Below are 16841 nucleotides of genomic sequence, written 5' to 3' on the forward strand. Positions count from 1 at the left end.
CTCCCCCTCACGGCTCGGTCAGCGGCTGGTAGGCGTCGGGGCGCCGGTCGCGGTAGAACGCCCACTTCTGGCGGACCTCCTCGATCAGGTCGAAGTCGAGGTCGCGGACCACCAGCTCCTCCTCGGTGCCGCTGGCCGGTTCGCCGACGAACTGCCCGTAGGGGTTCACGAAGTAGCTGGTGCCGTAGAAGTCGTTGTCGCCGTACTCCTCCACGCCGACCCGGTTGATCGCCGCGACGAAGTACTCGTTGGCCACCGCCGCTGCCGGCTGCTCCAGCTTCCACAGGTAGGACGACAGCCCGCGGCTGGTCGCCGACGGGTTGTAGACCAGCTGCGCACCGGCCAGCCCGAGCGCCCGCCAGCCCTCCGGGAAGTGCCGGTCGTAGCAGATGTAGACGCCGACGCGGCCGACCGCGGTGTCGAACACCGGCCAGCCGAGGTTGCCGGGCCGGAAGTAGTACTTCTCCCAGAAGCCGGGCAGGTGCGGCAGGTGGTGCTTGCGGTACTTGCCGAGGTAGCTGCCGTCCGCGTCGATCACGGCGGCGGTGTTGTAGTAGAAGCCGGGCCCGTCGACCTCGTAGAGCGGGACGACCAGCACCATGCCGGTCTCCCGCGCCAGCGCACACATCCGCTGCACGGTCGGCCCATCCGGCACCGGCTCGGCCCACCGGTGGTGCTCGACCTCCTGCACCTGGCAGAAGTACGGCGCGTTGAACACCTCCTGGAAGCCGATGATCTTCGCCCCCTGCGCGGCGGCGGCACGGGCGTGCGCCTCGTGCTGCTCGACCATCGACGTGGTGTCCCCGGTCCACTTCGCCTGGACCAGAGCGGCACGAACGAGGTTGGACATGGTTGCGCTGCACCCCTTCGATCGGTGGCAGGACGAGCCGATCGGCCCGCCCACCGAAGGTATGACCACGAACCACCACGCGCAATGATCGTCCGGTTACGCAACGCACCCACTTCCCTCGCCCGCCGCCCCGGGCATGGGGCGATGCCCCGACCACACCACCGCCCACCCGCCCGAATTCCATCGAACAGGCGAAGCCCCGGTGTGTCGTCCCGAGCGACCGGACCCGGCCGCTCGACGTCTACTGTGGATCCGCGGTCACAGCGGTGGTTCGAGGTGGTCCCAGGGGGTCTCGGACTCGAGCTGGGTGGCCAGGGCCAGCAGGGTTGGTTCGGCGCCGAGGCCGCCGACGAACTGGACGCCCAGCGGGAGTCCGGTCGGGGTGCGGTAGGTGGGCACGCTCATCGCCGGACGGCCGGTGATGTTCGCCAGCTGGGTGAAGGGAACCTTCTCCAGGTTCTTCAGCACCACCGCGTCGACCGGCCTGGTCCGCGCCACCTTTCCCGCCAGGCCCACCTTCAGCAGCACCGCGATCGCCCTGCGCAGCAGCGGGGGTGTGTCGAGCTCGCCGATGCGGGCTGGCGGGTGCGCCAGGGTCGGGGTCAGTAGCAGGTCGTAGCGGTCGTGGAAGTCGGCGAGCGCGCGGTTGTAACTGTTCCAGCGGTCCAGCGTCGCGACGTACTCGGTCGCCCGCATCTCGCGGCCCGCCGCGGCGAGCAGCCGGGTGTCGAGCTCGAAGTCGTCCTCCGCCGCGCCGAGGGTGCGCCGCGCGCCCTCCAGGGTGTGGGCCATCTGGGCGTACCAGACCGAGAGGAAGTCGCGGGAGAGCTGGCGGCCGTCGATGGCGGGCTCGGCCTCCTCGACGTCGTGCCCCAGCCCGGCCAGCAGCGTCGCGGTGTCCTTGACCGCCGCCACCGCGTGCGGGCTCACCGGGAAGCCCAGTGGCGAGCGGCAGGTGAAGCCGATCCGCAGCCTCCCCGGCTCGCGCCGGGCGCACTCGGCGTAGGAGGTGTCCGGGCGGGCCGCGAGGTACGGGCCGCCGGGGTCGGGGCTGGCGGTGAGCACGTCGAGCATGACCGCCGTGTCGCGCACCGTCCGGGACAGCACCCCGTCGGTGGCGCCGCCGTGCATGAGCTCGGCGTGGTCTGGTCCGGCGGGCACCAGGCCGCGGCCGGGCTTCAGCCCGAACAGACCGCAGCACGCCGCCGGGATGCGGATGGAACCGCCGCCGTCGCTGGCCCCGGCCACCGGCACGACGCCCGCGGCGACCGCGGCCGCCGAACCACCGGAGGAGCCACCGGGCGTGTGAGCGGTGTGCCACGGGTTGCGGGTCGGACCGCCCTCCTCCGGCTCGGTGATCCCCTTCGCCCCGAACTCCGGCGTGCTCGTGCGGCCGAAGACCACCAGCCCGGCGTCCAGCCACCGCTGCACGCTGGCGCTGTGCCGGGTCGCGGTGGACCGGCGGGTGGACCGCGACCCGGCCCCGGTGCGGACCCCGGCGTAGTCCTGGTGCAGGTCCTTGAGCAGGAAGGGCACCCCGGCCAGCACACCGCTCAGCGGCTGGGCCGCGCGCTCGCGGGCGATGTCGAACATCGGCCGCGCGATCGCGTTGAGCCGACCGTCGACCTGCTCGGCCCGCTCGATCGCCACCTCCAGCAGCTCGCGCGGCGCCACCTCACCGCGGCTGACGAGTTCGGCCAGGCCCACGGCGTCGAAGCGCCGGTACTCCGCGTAGTCCATGCCCCCACGCTGGCACGGAGTTGATCGTTCTCCAAGCCCGCGCGCTCAGCTGCCCAGGCCGAGGCCCCGGCGGTCCAGGAACGTCAGCCACCGGCCTCGGCGGCCCGCGTCCTCGTCGGCGCGGGCCAGTGCCCGGCGGGTCAGCTGGACCAGCGGCCAGCGCAGCGGTTCCGGTGGGAAGGGCGTCGGTGCGCGGCGCACCAGCTCCAGGCGGGTCCGCTCGGTGTCCTCGTCCCACAGCAGGTCCAGCGCCGTCCGCGCGCCGAAGCGGGACGCTGCCACGCCGAGGCCGGTGTAGCCGACCGCGTAGGCGATCCGGCCGGTGCGGCCGATCAGCGGGGTGAACCGGGTCGTGGAGTCGATCGGCCCGCCCCAGCGGTGGGTGAACCGCACGCCCGCCAGCTGCGGGAAGGTGCGGGCGAAGTTGCGCGCCAGCTGGCGGTGCGCCGCGTCGTGGCGGGCCAGGGCGGGGTCGGTGCGCCCGCCGAAGTAGTACACCGCGTCGTAGCCGCCCCACAGGATCCGACCGTCCGGGGTCGGGCGGTAGTAGTGGAAGCGGTTCGCGCTGTCGGTGACGCCCTGGCGCTCCCGCCACCCCAGCTCCGCCCACTGCTGGTCCGACAGCGGTTCGGTGGCCAGCACGTAGTCCCAGATCGGCAGCACGCGGCGGCGGATCGCGCGCAGCGGGGCGCGGAAGGCGTTGGTGCCCAGCACGACGCCCTGCGCGCGGACCACCCCGCGGGGCGTGCGCACCCGGACCTGTCCGCCGCGCTCGCGCAGCCCGCGCACCGGGGTGGTCTCGTGGATGCGCACGCCGAGGCGCTGCGCCGCGTCCGCCAACCCCCAGGTCAGCCGCGCCGGGTCGACCAGGCCACCGGCGTCGGGCAGCCGGATCCCCGCCCGGTAGGTCGGCGAGTTGATGTCCGCGCGAACTCCCCCGGCACCCAGGAAGCGGGCGGCCATCCCGTGCTCCCGGTACAGCTCGGCTTCCTCGCTGAGCTCGGCGACCTCGTGCGGTTCGGTGGCCACCGCGGTCTTGCCGCACAACCTCAGGTCGGCGTCGATGTCCTGGTCCCGGACGAACTTCTCGATCTCCAGCAGGTTCTCGCGCCCGAGGGCGACCAGCCGGTCCAGCTCGCCGGGCCAGTGCAGCGCGCCGTGCGCCAGACCGTGCGTCAGGGACTCGGACAGGAAGCCGCCGTTGCGGCCGCTGCCGCCGTGCCCGAGCTGGTGCGCTTCGAGCAGCAGCACGTCCAGTTCTGGGCGGTGCTGCTTTGCCAGGATCGCCGCCCACAGCCCGGTGAACCCGCCGCCGACCACCACCAGGTCCGCGCGGTCATCACCGGCGAGGGGCTCGCGCGGCTCGGGGCGGTCGGCGCGGTCGGTCCAGAGCACGGCGATCTCGGCGTCGGCCAAGGCGGCCTCGGGTCGTGCTGCGCTCATCGACGGCTACTCCCACCAGGGGCGGTAGCCGACACCGTGCTTGGCCACGCGCTGGACGTCGCGGCGCAGTTCCCGGGTCTCGCGCGCCACCCCCGGCGGAAACCCGTGCTTGATGGCGCGGTGCTCGGCGGTCTCACCCATGTAGCAGACCGAGTAGAACAGGCCGACCAGCAGCCCGAGCAGGATGGCGCTCAACCTGATCTCCAGCGGGCCGGGCAGCAGCACCAGCGAGCAGAACGGCGCCAGCTGGGTCAGCGCGCGGAGGACGTGCCGCAGCACCCAGGTGCGGCAGGTGACGTCGTGCAGCACCCACTCGGCGCAGCGGTCCGGGAGCCTGCCGCCGTAGGCGTACCAGACCCATTGCGCTGGATTGGGTCGATTGGTCGCCATGCTCTCCAGGCTAGTCCTCACCGGGTCGACCGGAGCCGTCCCTTCGGCCGGTCCTGCTCGACGCCGAATCCTAGCCGCCCCTCCGGCGGGTCCCCGCGCTCGGTTCCGGCAATCCGCGTCACACCGGGCGGTGAACCGCGTCCCACCGGTAACGAAACCGATCGTGGACCGATGTTCACGGCAGAAGGGGTGAGTGACGTGTTCGTGGTCGTCGTGGCGCTGTTGTTGGTCGTGGTCCTGGGTGCGGTGATGTTCACCGACGTGTTCGACGGGAAGGGCTCGTCGGACCGCCGGTACCTCAAGCACCTGGCGGCGGAGCTGAAGCGGGGCATCCGCACGCCCAGCCACCGCTGATCTGTCCGAAGTGGACTCCGGGCCCGGCCGACCGGCCGGGCCCCTTCGCGTCAGAGCAGGCCGCGGCGGGCGAGGTTGCCGATCAGCGCCCGCACCCCGAAGGTCCACGGTGGACAGTCCTCGGCGCGGGCCACCCGGTTGACCAGGGTGCCCAGCCGCGGGGTGGAGATGCGCACCACGTCGCCGGTGCGGTGGGTGAAGCCCGCGCCGGGCGCGCCGCGGTCCGCGGTGGGGGCGAACAGCGTGCCCGTGTAGAGGACCAGGCCGTCCGGGTACTGGTGGTGGGCGCCGAGCGCGGCGCGGGACAGCTCCACCGGGTCGCGGCTGATCTCCCGCATCGAACTGGCCCCGGCGAGCACGAACCCGTCCTCTCCGACCACCTCCAGGCGCACCTCCAGGGCCCGCACGTCGTCGAGCCCGAACGAGTCGTCGAACAGCCGCAGGAACGGTCCGAGGGCGGCCGAGGCGTTGTTGTCCTTGGCCTTGGGCAGCAGCAGGGCGCTGCGACCCTCCACGTCTCGGAGGTTGACGTCGTTGCCGAGCGTCGCCCCGACGATGCGGCCGTCGGAGCGGACCGCCAGCGCCACCTCGGGTTCGGGGTTGTTCCACTCCGAGCCCGCCGCGACGCCGACCTCGGCGCCGACGCCGACCGCGGCCAGCAGCGGCGCCTTGGTGAAGATCTCCGGGTCCGGGCCGAGCCCGACCTCCAGGTACTGCGACCACAGCCCGTCGCGGACCAGCACCTCCTTGACCGCCCGCGCCTGCGCGGAACCCGGCACGACCGCGGCGAGCGTCCCGCCGATCGCCCGCTCCACCTGGGCGCGGACCTCGGCGGCCCGCGACGCGTCGCCCCCGGCGCGCTCCTCGATGACCCGCTCCAGCATGCTCTGGGCGAAGGTCACCCCAGCGGCCCTGAGCACCTGCAGGTCGGCCGGGGCCAGCAGGTGCGCGCCGCGGCGACCGGCGAGGGTGTCGGCGAGCACCGGCGGCAGCGGCCAGCCCCTGCGAGCCGGTGCGGAGCGGGCCAAGCCCACCGCGTCGGGGTGTTCCAGCAGGTCGGCGAGCGTCGGGGTGACGGCGGTGAGGTCCACGAGCTCGTCCCCGCGGACCGCGACCACGGCGGGCCCGTCCTCGTCCGGGTCGTGCAGCCGTCCGACCAGCGTCGCCGCGGTGCGGTCGGCGGGCAGGACGTCGAGGGCGTTGTCGAGCAGTTCCACGCGCACCCCTCCCGGTCGGTGTTGATCACGGAGGGTACCCCGCCGGACACCCCGGGCCGAGCCGCTGACCAGTGATGATCTTGCCCCGGGGCTGGCGGCGTGGATCAGCGGTCACGTAGGGTTCGACCGGACCGTCTCACCCATTCGAGTGAGACGGTGGACGAGACGACCGATCAGGTGGGGTGACAACAAGTGGGCAGTTCGTCGTTGCCTCGGACCCGCGGCCGCCACCGGCGCGTGCCGCCCAAGACCCGGCACCGCGCAGCTCCCCCGCGCTTGCTCGGCTACGCCGTCGCGGTGTTCGTCACCGCGATCGCGGTCAGCAGCGCGCACTACGGCACCGCCGCCGCACCCACCCCAGCACCGCAGGCCGCGGCACCGCAGCCAGCCGCGCAGTTCCTGCCACCGGAGCCCACCACGACCGCGCCGGACCTGAGCCACGCGGAACCGGTCGTGCTCGCCGAAGCGCCGCCGCAGGTCCCCGGGACCACGAGCAGGCCAGAGCCCACCGCCGATCCGGAACCGGTCCGCACGACCGAGGCCCCGGAGCCCGAGGAGCGGTCCACCACCGCCTCGGCACCCACGACGACGAGCTCGCCCGCGAGCAGCGTCCCCGCGGAGACCTCCGAACCGACGCCACCCACCGCGACCGCACCACCCACCGAGACCGCACCACCCTCGGAAACCGCGCCGCCCTCGGAAACCGCGCCGCCGACCGAGGAGCCGGACGAGACCGCGCCGCCGTCGGAGGAGCAGCCGCCGACCGACTCCGAGCCGGAGCGGCCCCGGCTGCTGCCCCGCCTCGGTGACGTCATCGACGGGATCACCCGGCCGCTGCTGGGCGGTTAGCCGTCGCGATCCGCGGTACCCGGTGGGACAGTCGATCCCGAGGGGGTGCCGCCATGGACGTCGTCGCGATCACCGGTGGAACTGGTCATCTGGGGCGCGAACTCGTGCGCCTGCTCAAACCCGGGCACCAGGTCCGCGTCCTCACCCGCCGCCCCGGCACCGACCCCGAGGTGCAGTGGGTGCAGGGCGACCTGACCACCGGTGAGGGCGTGGCCGAACTGGTCGCCGGTGCGAGCACCGTGGTGCACGCGGCCACGTCCTCCCCCGCCGCGCAGCGCGGGTACCTGCACCCGGTCGACTTCTGGCGCAGCCCGCCCGACGTGGACGTGGACGGCACCAGCCGGTTGCTGGAGGACTCCACCGCCGCGGAGGTGCGGCACTTCCTCTACGTCTCCATCGTCGGCGTGGACCGGCCAGCGCTGCCGTACCTGCAGCTCAAGCACACCGCCGAGGAACTGGTCAGCGTCTCCGACCTGCCGTGGTCCACGGTGCGCGCCACCCAGTTCCACTGGCTGCTGGACCGGATGCTCAACCGCGCCGCGCGCATGCCGCTGCTGCCGCTGCCCGCCGCGCTGCCCACCCAGCCGGTGGACGTCCGGGACTTCGCGGAGTACCTCGTGGAGTGCATCGGCAACGGCCCCGGCGGTCGGCGGGAGGACTTCGGTGGGCCCGAGGTGCTGACGCTCGGCGACGCGCTGCGCACCTGGCAGGACGCGCGCGGCAAGCACCGCAAGGTCATCGAGGTGCCCGCACCGCGCCGGTTGCGGCGGATCGCCGCCGACATGACCTGCCCCGGCGCGCGGCGTGGCCGGACCACCTGGGCGGACTGGCTGCGCAGCCACCCCGGCGAGTGACCCTCCACATCGGACGTCCACGCCCCGCGACCGGCGCCCCGCCGCGCCCTCCTACCATTCTCCCGTACGGGGTACGGCGAAAGCGGAGGGGCGATGGCGACCGAGCACAGCGGCGGGGGTGACCCGGTGCGCAGCCTGGCGCTGCTGTGGCGGACCCAGGACGGGCCGAGCAGCGGTCGCCGCGGGCGCTCCGACCTGGGCGTGGACCGGATCGTGCGCGCCGGGATCGAGATCGCCGACGCCGAAGGCCTCGCCGCGCTGTCCATGCGCCGGGTGGCCGACCACCTCGGCGTCGGCACCATGTCGCTGTACACCTACGTGCCGGGCAAGGCCGAGCTGATCGACGTCATGCTCGACACCGCCTACGGCGAGACCGCCCGCCCCGAGCCCGGCGCGACCGGCTGGCGCGAGCAGCTCACCGGGATCGCGCGGGAGAACTGGGCGCTCTACCACCGCCACCCGTGGATGCTGCAGGTCGCGACCGGCCGAGCGGTGCTGGGTCCGAACGCCATCGCCAAGTACGACTACGAACTGGGCGCGCTCACCGGCCTCGGGCTCACCGACGTCGAGGTCGACGCCACGCTGAGCCTGGTGCTCGGCCACGCCGAGGCCGCCGCCCGCCGCGCGGTGGAGGCGGTGCAGGTCGAGCAGCGCAGCGGGATGACCGACGAGCATTGGTGGCGTGCGCACGCACCCCTGCTCGGCCAGCTGGTGGACCCGCAGCGCTACCCGACCGCGACCCGCGTCGGTGCGGCCGCCGGGCAGGCCCACGGCTCGGCGCACGACCCCGAGCACGCCTTCGAGTTCGGCCTGCAGCGCATCCTCGACGGCATCGAGGCCCTCGTCGCCCAGCGGTGAGGCCGGGCTTCAGGCGATCTTGACCAGCATCTTGCCGGTGTTCTCGCCGCGGAGCAGGCCCAGGAAGGCCTCCGGGGCGTTGCGCAGGCCGTCCACCACGGTCTCCCGGTAGTTGATCCTGCCGTCGCGCAGCCAGCCGCCGACCTCGGCGAAGAACTGGTCCTTGAGGTGGGCGCGGTCGCCGACGATGAAGCCCTCCAGGCGCAGGCGCTTGGAGACGATCTTGAACAGGTTGTTCGGGCCGGGCTTGGGCTCGGCGTTGTTGTACTGCGAGATCATGCCGCACTCGGCGACCCGGCCGAAGTCGTTGAGCACGTCGATCGCCGCTTCCAGGTGCTCGCCGCCGACGTTGTCGAAGTAGACGTCGACGCCGTTCGGGGCGGCGGCGCGCAGCTGCTCGACCACCGGGCCGTCGTGGTAGTTGAAGGCGGCGTCGAAACCGGCCTCCTCGGTGAGGTAGCGGACCTTCTCCGCCGACCCGGCGCTGCCGATCACCCGGGAGGCGCCGCGCAGCTTGGCAATCTGCCCGACCAGCGAGCCGACCGCGCCCGCCGCGCCGGAGACGAACACGACGTCGCCCTCCTGCTGCTTGGCGACGTCGACCAGGCCGACGTAGGCGGTCATGCCGGGCATGCCGAGCGCGTAGAGGTAGGCGTTCAGCGGTGCCGCCTGCGGGTCGACCTTGACCGCCCGCTCGGCCTTGACCACCGCGTGGTCGCGCCAGCCGAGGTCGTGCAGCACGTGGTCGCCGGGCTGGAAGCCCTCCGCGCGGGAGGCCACCACCTCGCCCACCGCGCCGCCCTGCAGCGCCTTGCCGACCTCGAACGGCGGCACGTAGGACTTGCCCTCGTTCATCCGGCCCCGCATGTACGGGTCGACGCTCATCACCAGGTTGCGCACCAGCAGCTGGCCCTCGCCGGGCTGCGGGGTGTCGACCTCGACGACGTCGAAGTTGTCCGGGGTCGGCCAGCCCTTGGGGCGGGACGCCAGGCGGATCTCCAGGCCCTTGCTCATCGGTACTCCTCCACGGGACGGGTTCGGCACCGACCCTACCCAAAGTGTCAGTGACTGCCAATTGTCGTTCAATGACTTATGTCTCGGTCTGCCGCGGTGGCAGAATGGTCGGCATGAGTGCCCCGACGGACCAGGGTGGCCTACGCGCCCGCAAGAAGCAGCGCACCCGCGCGGCCCTGATCGACGCGGGGCTGGACCTGTTCCTCGCCAACGGCTACGAGGCGACCAACGTGGACGAGATCGCCGCCGCGGTGGAGGTCTCCTCGCGCACCTTCTTCCGCTACTTCGCCAGCAAGGAGGACATCGCGCTGGCCAAGGGCGCCGAGTTCGACGAGCTGCTGCTGGACGCCCTGGCCTCCCGGCCCGCCGAGGAACCCCCGCTGACCGCGCTGCGGCACGCGGTGCTGGGCATGCTCCGCGAAGCCGCCACCGACTCCGGCGTCCAGCGGTTCCTGAGCACCCAGCACCTGATCACCCGGACACCCGCCCTGCTGGCCGGCAACCTCCGGCGGGCCGTGGGCACCGAAGGACGGCTGACCGCCGAGATCGCTTGCCGCCAGGGCGTGGACCCCGACCGGGACATGCGCCCCCGGGTGCTCGTCGCCGCGGTCTGCGGAGCGCTGCGCATCGGCCTGGAGGCGACCTGCGCCGACCCCAGCCGCGAGCTCGGGCGGATGGTCGAGCTCGTGGAGCAGGCGGTCGACCTGGCCACCGCCGGGATCCCGCAGCACTGGGGAGACGACCCGCACCGCTGGTGACTACGATCACCGGCAGCCGACCGGGAGGAGCGCGGTGGACGAGATCGTGAGCGCGGCCGACGTGCAGGACGCCGCCGAACGGCTGGCGGGCGTCGCGCACCGCACCCCGGTGGTCACCTCCAGCACGCTGGACGAGCTGGTCGGCGCCGAGGTCTTCCTCAAGTGCGAGAACTTTCAGCGGATGGGCGCGTTCAAGTTCCGCGGTGCCTACAACGCGATCTCCCGGCTGGGCCCGGAGCAGCTGCGGCGCGGGGTCGTGGCGTACTCGTCCGGCAACCACGCGCAGGCCGTCGCGCTGGCCTGTCGGCTGCTCGGCACCACGGCAGTGATCCTGATGCCCGAGGACGCCCCGGCCGCCAAGCTCGCCGCCACCCGCGGCTACGGCGCGGAGGTCATCACCTTCGACCGCTACACCGAGGACCGCGAGCAGCTGGGCCGCGAACTGGCCGAGGAGCGCGGGCTCGCACTCGTCCCGCCGTACGACCACCCGCACATCATGGCCGGTCAGGGCACCGCGGCACTGGAGCTGCTGGCCGAGACCGGGCCGCTGGACGCGCTCGTGGTGCCGGTCGGCGGCGGCGGGCTGATCGCCGGGTGCGCGACGGTGGCCAAGGCGCGCCACCCGGGGATCCGGGTGGTCGGCGTCGAACCCGACACCGCCGACGACACCCACCGCTCGCTCGCCGCGGGTGAGCGGGTGTCGACGCCAGTGTCGCGCACCATCGCCGACGGGTTGGCCGTGGCCACGCCGGGTGAGCTGACGTTCTCGGTGAACCGGCGGCTGGTCGACGAGGTCGTGCTGGTTTCCGACGACGAGGTCCGCGCGGCGCTGCGGCTGACCTTCGAGCGGTTGAAGCTGGTGGTCGAGCCCAGCGGCGCGGTCGGCATCGCCGCGCTGCTCACCGGCCGGATCACCGCACCCCGACGCGTCGGCGTGGTGATCTCCGGGGGCAACATCGGAGTCGAGCGCTTCGCGGAGCTGCTGGGCTGATCAGGGCCGCGGCCAGGAACGCTGCGCCGGGCGCAGCTGCTCGTAGGCGCGGGCCAGGCGCAGCACCCCGACGTCGTCGAAGCGGCGGCCCGCGATCTGCAGGCCGATGGGCAGCCCGTCCGGGGTCCAGCCGCAGTTGACCGACACCGCGGGTTGCCCGGACATGTTGTAGGGCAAGGTGAACGCGATGTGCTCCAAGCCGCGCAGCGGGTCGCCGGTCGGGTAGGCCTGCTCGGCGGGGAACGCCGGGATCGGCGCGACCGGGGACAGCACGTAGTCGAAGTCGCGGACCACCCGGTTGGCCGCGACCGAGATCGCGTCCATCTGGCTGTACCCGTGGAACACCTGGGCCGCGGTGGCCTCCCGCGCGCTGCCCGCCCACTGCGCGATGCCCGGCAGCACCGCCGCCCGCCGTTCGGCGGGCAGCGCCGAGATGTCGGTCCAAGACCGGAAGCGCCAGAACAGGTCCATGCCGTCGAGCATCTCGCGGGACAGGAACGGGTCGATCGGTTCCACCGAGGCACCGGCCGACTCCAGCAGCTGGGCCGCACCCGCGACCGCGGCGGTGACCGCGGGTTCGACGGGCAGGCCGACGCGGTGGTCCAGCAGCAGGGCGATGCGCAACCCGCGCACCCGCCCGTCGAGCTCGTTCCAGTCGACGTCGGCCGGGGGCAGCGCCGTGTGGTCCCGGTCGTCCGGTGCGGCCAGCACCGAGGCCAGCAGCGCGGTGTCGGTGACCGTGCGGGTCATCGGCCCGACCACGCGCCCCGCGTAGGGCGGGTGCACCGGGATGCGGCCGAAGGTGGGTTTGAGGCCGACCACCCCGCACCACCCGGCGGGCAACCGGATCGAACCGCCGATGTCGGTGCCCAGGTGCAGCGGTCCGTACCCGGCCGCGGCGGCCGCGCCTGCCCCGGCGCTGGAGCCGCCCGGCGTGCGGCCGAGGTCCCACGGGTTCCTGGCCAGGTGGTGGAAGCTGGACACGCCTGAGGACAGCATCCCGTAGTCGGGCATGGTGGTCTTGGCGAAGATCACCGCGCCGCCCTCGCGCAACCGGGCCGCCGCGGGGGCGTCCTCCCGCGCCGGGACGAGCTCGGTGGCCGCGGTCCCCTGCGGGACCGGAGTGCCCTTGGTGGCGATGTTCTCCTTCACCGTCACCGGAACGCCGTCGAGCGGACCTGCCGGTGCACCGCTGCGCCAGCGCCGCTGCGCGGCCCGCGCCGCGCTGCGCGCCGACTCCGGGTCCAGCGCGTAGGTCGCGCACAGCTTCGGCTCGCAGGACTCGACGCGCTCCAACACGGCGTCGAGGGCCTCCACCGGCGAAGTCTCCCCCGCCCGATAGGCCGCCACCAGGTCCACCGCCGGGAGATCGGCCAACTCCGCCATACCCACGCTCCCTCGATCACGGCCCGGGAGTCCGAGTCTCGACCACCGCGCCCGGCGGGGAAAGTTGGCAAGGTGTGCGCGCCAGGCGCCGACACCGCGCAGATCGTCCGTTGACAGGCGATCAGCGCGCCGGGTTCCGTCCTCGACGTGTCCACTGCGGACTGATCAGCCGACGGTCGCGCCGAAGACCAGGCCGAGCAGGTAGGTGGCCGCGGCCGCTCCCGCGCCGATGCCGAGCTGGCGCAGCGCGCGGGGCAGCGGCGCGGCACCCGACAGCACGCCGACGGTCGCGCCGGTGAGCATCAGCGCGAGCCCGACCAGCACCACCGCCACCAGCACCGCCCACCCACCGGACATGCCGAACAGGAACGGCAGCACCGGAACCAGGGCGCCGGAGGCGAAGAACACGAAGCTGGACAGGGCGGCCTTGATCCCGGTGCCGACCACCTCGTGGTCGTCGGCGGGCGACTCGAGCGGGGGCACCGGCGGTCTCGGATCGCGCAGCAGGGCGTCGGCGCGGCGGTGCGCCTCGTCCTCGGGCATCCCCCTGGCCCGGTAGACCAGCGCCAGCTCGTTGGCGTCGACGTCGAGGTAGGGCACCACGGCGCGCGCCTCCGGGTTCGGCGCGGCCGCGGCCAGCAGCTCCCGCTGGGAGCGCACCGAGATGTACTCCCCGGCCCCCATCGACAGCGCCCCCGCGAGCAGTCCGGCCAGGCCGGTCAGCAGCACCGTCCCGGTCGGGACGTTCCCGCCGATCACCCCGAGCACCAGCGCCAGGTTGCTCACCAAGCCGTCGTTCGCGCCGAAGACCGCGGCGCGGAAGGTGCCCGACACGCGGGCCCGGCCGCGAGCGGCCAGCGCGCGCACCACCTCCTCGTGGATGCGCTCGTCGGCGGCCATCGCCGCGGAGGCGTCGCGGTCCGTGCCGTACGGCGAGCGGCTCTCCGCGCGCTGGGCCAGCGCCAGCACGAAGACCGAGCCGAAGCGGCGGGCCAGGAACACCAGCAGCCGCATCCGGAACTGGCCGCGGCGGTGCGGCCCGGCCTCGTCACCGAGCAGCTCCGCCCAGTGCGCGGCGTGGCGCTCCTCGGCCTCGGCCAACCCGAGCAGGATCTCGCGCTCCTCGCCGGTGCGGCGGGCGGCGAGCTCCCGGTAGACCGCGGCCTCCTCGCGCTCGTCGGCGAGCCGACGCCGCCACCGGCGCACCGACCTGGCATTGGCCTCGGGCGATCTCCCGCTCTTGCGCACGCACCCAGCCTCGCAGCCGATCACCGCGGGCACCAGTCGGCGGTTCAGCCGTCGAACGTCGGCTTGCGCTTCTCCAGGAACGCCCGCACCTGCTCGCGCGCGTCCGGGGACTGCGAGGTCCCGGCCATCACCTCGGTGGCGATCGCGTAGGCATCGGCCTCGGGCCGGTCCAGCTGGGCGTAGAGCGTCTGCTTGCCCACCGCCTTCGCGTGCCTGCTCCCGCGCGTGGCGCGCGCGAGCAGGTCGTCGACCGCGGCGTCCAGCTCGTCGTCGGGCACCACCCGGTTGACCAGCCCCCAGCGCTCGGCCGTCGCGGCGTCGACCGGATCACCGGTGAGCGCCAGCTCCATCAGCCGCTTGCGGCCGATGGAGCGCGCCACCGGCACCGCCGGGGTGTGGCAGAACCAGCCGCCCTTGCCGCCGGGCAGCGCGAACGCCGCGGACTCGGCGGCCACCGCCAGGTCGCAGGAGGCGACCAGCTGGCAGCCGGCGGCCATCGCCAGCGCGTGCACGCGGGCGACCACCACCTGCGGCACGGCGTGCATGGTGTGCATCAGCGACTCGCACAGCCGCAGCATCTCGCGCATCCCGGCCAGGTCCCGCTCGGCCATGTCGCCGAAGTCGTGCCCGGAGCTGAACACCGGCCCGGCACCGGCGAGCACGATCCCGGTCGCCTTGGTCTCGGCGGCCGCCTCGAACGCCCGCACCAGCTCGGCCAGGTGCGCCACCGACAGCGAGTTGCGCCGCTCCGGCCGGTTCATCGTGATGCGGACGGTCGCACCGTCCTGCTCGGACAGCAGGTGCTCGTACTGCGAACCGCTCATCGGCGCTCCCGAGGACCTCGACCACGTCGTCGTCCTTGAGCTTGGCACACCCGGTGCCGCGCGGTCACTCCGCGGCGGGCAGCGCCCCCAACGTCTGCAGGTGGGCCAGCGAGCCGTAGCGGGCGACGAGGTGGTCGAACTCGGCCTGGTCGTGGAACGCCAGCTGCTCGGCGCCGAACTCCTTGGCCACCTCCACCGCGTAGCGGGCCGCCGCGGCGATGTCGGTCTCGTGGCTGGCGCCGGTGGCGCAACCGGGCACGGCCGTGGCCGCCACGATCGCCAGGCCGACGACCGGCGCGTCCGTGCCGGTGGCGGGCTGCAGGATCGAGTTGATGTGGTAGACGCCGTTGCCGTAGGGCGTGATGTCCTGCGTGGTCACCGGGTAGGTCACCAGCGGTTCCCCGGTGACCGCCTCCAGCAGGGTGCCCAGCCGGTCGGCCACCCGCAGCACCCAGCCCTGCTTGACCGTCGGCGACAGCGCCAGGCCGCGGTGGTTGATGATCCGGTTGCCCTTGGTGGTGTCGATGGACAGCACGGCGTCCATGTCCGCAGTGACCTCGTGGGCGTTCATGGTGGCGATGTCCACCGGCGAGTCCATGAACGGCACCGGCTCGTGCGGGCGGGTAGGCGCCGACGGGCACACGTGGGTGCTGATCACCACGTCACCGGGCAGCTGGTCCCCGCGAGCGCGCATGGCCAGCAGCTTCGCCGCGGCCGAGAGGGCCGCCGCGGCACCGTCGCCGTCGGAGACGAAGCCGGTCACCTCGGGGCGGGCCCCGATACCGCCCAGCCGACCGATCACGCCCAGCGTCGGGGCGTCGCCGCCCACCGACCGGCCCCGGGTGCCGGGCACCCGGACCTGCACGAAGTCGGTGCTGCCCACGTCGCCGCGGACGGTGGTGCTGGTCGCCAACCCGCTCTCCCCGGCCGCGCGGTCCAGGTGCGCCACCACGTCAGCGCCGGTGACCTCCGGCGAGTCGAGCAGGTCCACCACGTCCAGGACGTACTTGAGCATCCGCGGTTCCTCCGGGCCTGGGCCGCACCTCCGGGGGCAGGACGGGGGGCTGCCCGCGCGGTGCGGCCGGGTTCGACGGCGGCCGGCCAGGTTCGGGCGGCCGCTCACCGACCACGGTGCTCGTCGACGACACCGCCGAGCAAGCAAATCCCGCTATTCGCAAAATGGGTGCATGCCGGACTTCGGAACCGACCCCCGCACCCCGCCCGGCCTGCCGCGCACCGCAGACCGGGCGCTGCAGGTCCTGCTGGCCTTCGACCGCGCGCATCCGGAGCGGGGCGTCACCGAGATCGCCGCCGAGTTCGGGTTGCACACCTCGGTCGCGCAGCGACTGCTGGCGACGCTGGCCCACCGCGGGTTCCTGGTCCGCAACGACGCCAACCGTCGCTACCGGATCGGCCCGGCCGCGCTGCACCTGGGCCGGGTGTGGGACCGGGCTGGCGCGCTGGACCTGCTGGTGCGGCCGCTGCTGGCCGAACTGGCCGAGGACACCGGGCACAGCGTGCTGCTGGCGCTGCCGGACAGCGCGCACATGCGCTGCGTGGTGGTTGCCGAAGGCGCCGACGGCCGGTTGCGCGGCTACCCGCTGACCAACGAGCTCTACCCGGCACACGCCGGGGCCACCAGCAAGGCCTTCTACGCCTTCCTGCCGCCGGAGTCGCGGGCCCGGATCTTCACCGACCGCCCGCTGGCCCGCTTCACCGAGCGCACGGTGACCGACCTGGCGGTGCTGGAGCGGCAGTTCGCCGACGTCCGGGCGTCCGGCTGGGCCTACACCGTCGGCGAGTACGACGAGGGCGTGGCCACGTTGGCGGTGCCGGTGTTCCTGCGCGACGAGCTCTACGGCAGCGTCAGCGTGGGCTGGCACGCCGACCAGCACGACCACGACCCAGGCGACTGGGTGGAGCCGCTGCGCGAGCTCAGCTCCCGCATCGGGTTGCGGCTGACCAGGCCGCTGCCCCGCGGCCGCGGGGCGCGACGCGCCGCAGGTGGCGGTGGTGCCACCGCGCAGCCGCCCGCCGGGTAGGGTTTTCGCGTCGCTGCGCTGGT

At 73.6% G+C, this 16841-nt stretch carries 17 protein-coding genes; 7 read left to right on the plus strand and 10 right to left on the minus strand.

All coding sequences use genetic code 11. From position 1 onward, the window contains the following. Positions 1–7: 7 nt before the first annotated feature. The 4 genes from ABT324_RS14730 to ABT324_RS14745 all read right to left on the minus strand — a co-directional run bounded on the left by ABT324_RS14730 (position 8) and on the right by ABT324_RS14745 (position 4423). Positions 8–850 (minus strand): nitrilase-related carbon-nitrogen hydrolase, encoded by an 843-nt coding sequence (locus tag ABT324_RS14730; protein WP_351176383.1) that lies wholly within the window; start codon positions 848–850, stop codon positions 8–10. Positions 851–1108: 258 nt separating this feature from the next. Further along, a complete protein-coding gene (locus tag ABT324_RS14735; RefSeq protein ID WP_351176386.1) occupies positions 1109–2590 on the minus strand; it encodes an amidase in 1482 nt (493 codons plus the stop codon). Positions 2591–2635: 45 nt separating this feature from the next. Continuing rightward, positions 2636–4033, minus strand: a complete 1398-nt coding sequence (locus ABT324_RS14740) for an NAD(P)/FAD-dependent oxidoreductase (RefSeq protein WP_351176389.1) — start codon at positions 4031–4033, stop codon at positions 2636–2638. 6 nt (positions 4034–4039) lie between these two features. Next, positions 4040–4423: a DUF5313 family protein gene (locus ABT324_RS14745; protein WP_351176392.1), complete on the minus strand. Its 384-nt coding sequence runs from the start codon at positions 4421–4423 to the stop codon at positions 4040–4042. Positions 4424–4594: 171 nt separating this feature from the next. Here ABT324_RS14745 and ABT324_RS14750 point away from each other — a divergent pair, with 171 nt between their 5' ends. After that, positions 4595–4777 carry a hypothetical protein gene (locus ABT324_RS14750; protein ID WP_351176394.1) on the plus strand — a complete coding sequence of 61 codons (183 nt, stop codon included), beginning with the start codon at positions 4595–4597 and terminating at the stop codon, positions 4775–4777. A gap of 50 nt (positions 4778–4827) precedes the next feature. Here ABT324_RS14750 and ABT324_RS14755 read toward each other — a convergent pair whose 3' ends face one another. Further along, the gene (locus ABT324_RS14755) at positions 4828–5994 is read right to left on the minus strand and encodes a fumarylacetoacetate hydrolase family protein (RefSeq protein WP_351176396.1); all 1167 of its coding nucleotides are present in this window, start codon (positions 5992–5994) and stop codon (positions 4828–4830) included. Positions 5995–6201: 207 nt separating this feature from the next. On the opposite strand from ABT324_RS14755, the gene ABT324_RS14760 reads away from it, so the two are divergent. The 3 genes from ABT324_RS14760 to ABT324_RS14770 all read left to right on the plus strand — a co-directional run bounded on the left by ABT324_RS14760 (position 6202) and on the right by ABT324_RS14770 (position 8555). Next, the gene (locus tag ABT324_RS14760; protein ID WP_351176399.1) at positions 6202–6843 is read left to right on the plus strand and encodes a hypothetical protein; all 642 of its coding nucleotides are present in this window, start codon (positions 6202–6204) and stop codon (positions 6841–6843) included. Positions 6844–6896: 53 nt separating this feature from the next. Continuing rightward, the gene (locus tag ABT324_RS14765; RefSeq protein WP_351176402.1) at positions 6897–7697 is read left to right on the plus strand and encodes an SDR family oxidoreductase; all 801 of its coding nucleotides are present in this window, start codon (positions 6897–6899) and stop codon (positions 7695–7697) included. Positions 7698–7790: 93 nt separating this feature from the next. Next, entirely contained in the window at positions 7791–8555 is a 765-nt protein-coding gene (locus ABT324_RS14770; RefSeq protein WP_351176405.1) for a TetR/AcrR family transcriptional regulator, read from the plus strand. 9 nt (positions 8556–8564) lie between these two features. On the opposite strand, the gene ABT324_RS14775 is transcribed toward ABT324_RS14770, so the two are convergent. Further along, a complete protein-coding gene (locus tag ABT324_RS14775; RefSeq protein ID WP_351176407.1) occupies positions 8565–9569 on the minus strand; it encodes an NADP-dependent oxidoreductase in 1005 nt (334 codons plus the stop codon). A 113-nt stretch (positions 9570–9682) separates the two neighbouring features. Between ABT324_RS14775 and ABT324_RS14780 the strand changes: the two genes are divergently transcribed. Both ABT324_RS14780 and ABT324_RS14785 read left to right on the plus strand, forming a co-directional pair. Continuing rightward, entirely contained in the window at positions 9683–10327 is a 645-nt protein-coding gene (locus ABT324_RS14780; protein WP_351176410.1) for a TetR family transcriptional regulator, read from the plus strand. 43 nt (positions 10328–10370) lie between these two features. Beyond that, on the plus strand, positions 10371–11318 hold the full coding sequence (locus ABT324_RS14785) for a threo-3-hydroxy-L-aspartate ammonia-lyase (protein WP_351176550.1): 948 nt from the start codon (positions 10371–10373) through the stop codon (positions 11316–11318). Here the strand turns inward: ABT324_RS14785 and ABT324_RS14790 are convergent, their stop codons facing one another. The 4 genes from ABT324_RS14790 to ABT324_RS14805 all read right to left on the minus strand — a co-directional run bounded on the left by ABT324_RS14790 (position 11319) and on the right by ABT324_RS14805 (position 15791). Next, a complete protein-coding gene (locus tag ABT324_RS14790) occupies positions 11319–12704 on the minus strand; it encodes an amidase (protein ID WP_351176413.1) in 1386 nt (461 codons plus the stop codon). A 165-nt stretch (positions 12705–12869) separates the two neighbouring features. Further along, on the minus strand, positions 12870–13952 hold the full coding sequence (locus tag ABT324_RS14795; protein WP_351176416.1) for a VIT1/CCC1 transporter family protein: 1083 nt from the start codon (positions 13950–13952) through the stop codon (positions 12870–12872). A 44-nt stretch (positions 13953–13996) separates the two neighbouring features. Further along, a complete protein-coding gene (locus ABT324_RS14800; RefSeq protein ID WP_351176418.1) occupies positions 13997–14776 on the minus strand; it encodes an enoyl-CoA hydratase-related protein in 780 nt (259 codons plus the stop codon). A 64-nt stretch (positions 14777–14840) separates the two neighbouring features. Then, positions 14841–15791 (minus strand): DUF1177 domain-containing protein, encoded by a 951-nt coding sequence (locus ABT324_RS14805; protein WP_351176421.1) that lies wholly within the window; start codon positions 15789–15791, stop codon positions 14841–14843. A 172-nt stretch (positions 15792–15963) separates the two neighbouring features. Between ABT324_RS14805 and ABT324_RS14810 the strand changes: the two genes are divergently transcribed. Further along, positions 15964–16818 (plus strand): IclR family transcriptional regulator, encoded by an 855-nt coding sequence (locus tag ABT324_RS14810; RefSeq protein WP_351176422.1) that lies wholly within the window; start codon positions 15964–15966, stop codon positions 16816–16818. The last annotated feature ends 23 nt before the right edge of the window (positions 16819–16841 follow it).

This window comes from Saccharopolyspora sp. NPDC000359 (assembly GCF_040300525.1).
Classification (GTDB): domain Bacteria; phylum Actinomycetota; class Actinomycetes; order Mycobacteriales; family Pseudonocardiaceae; genus Saccharopolyspora.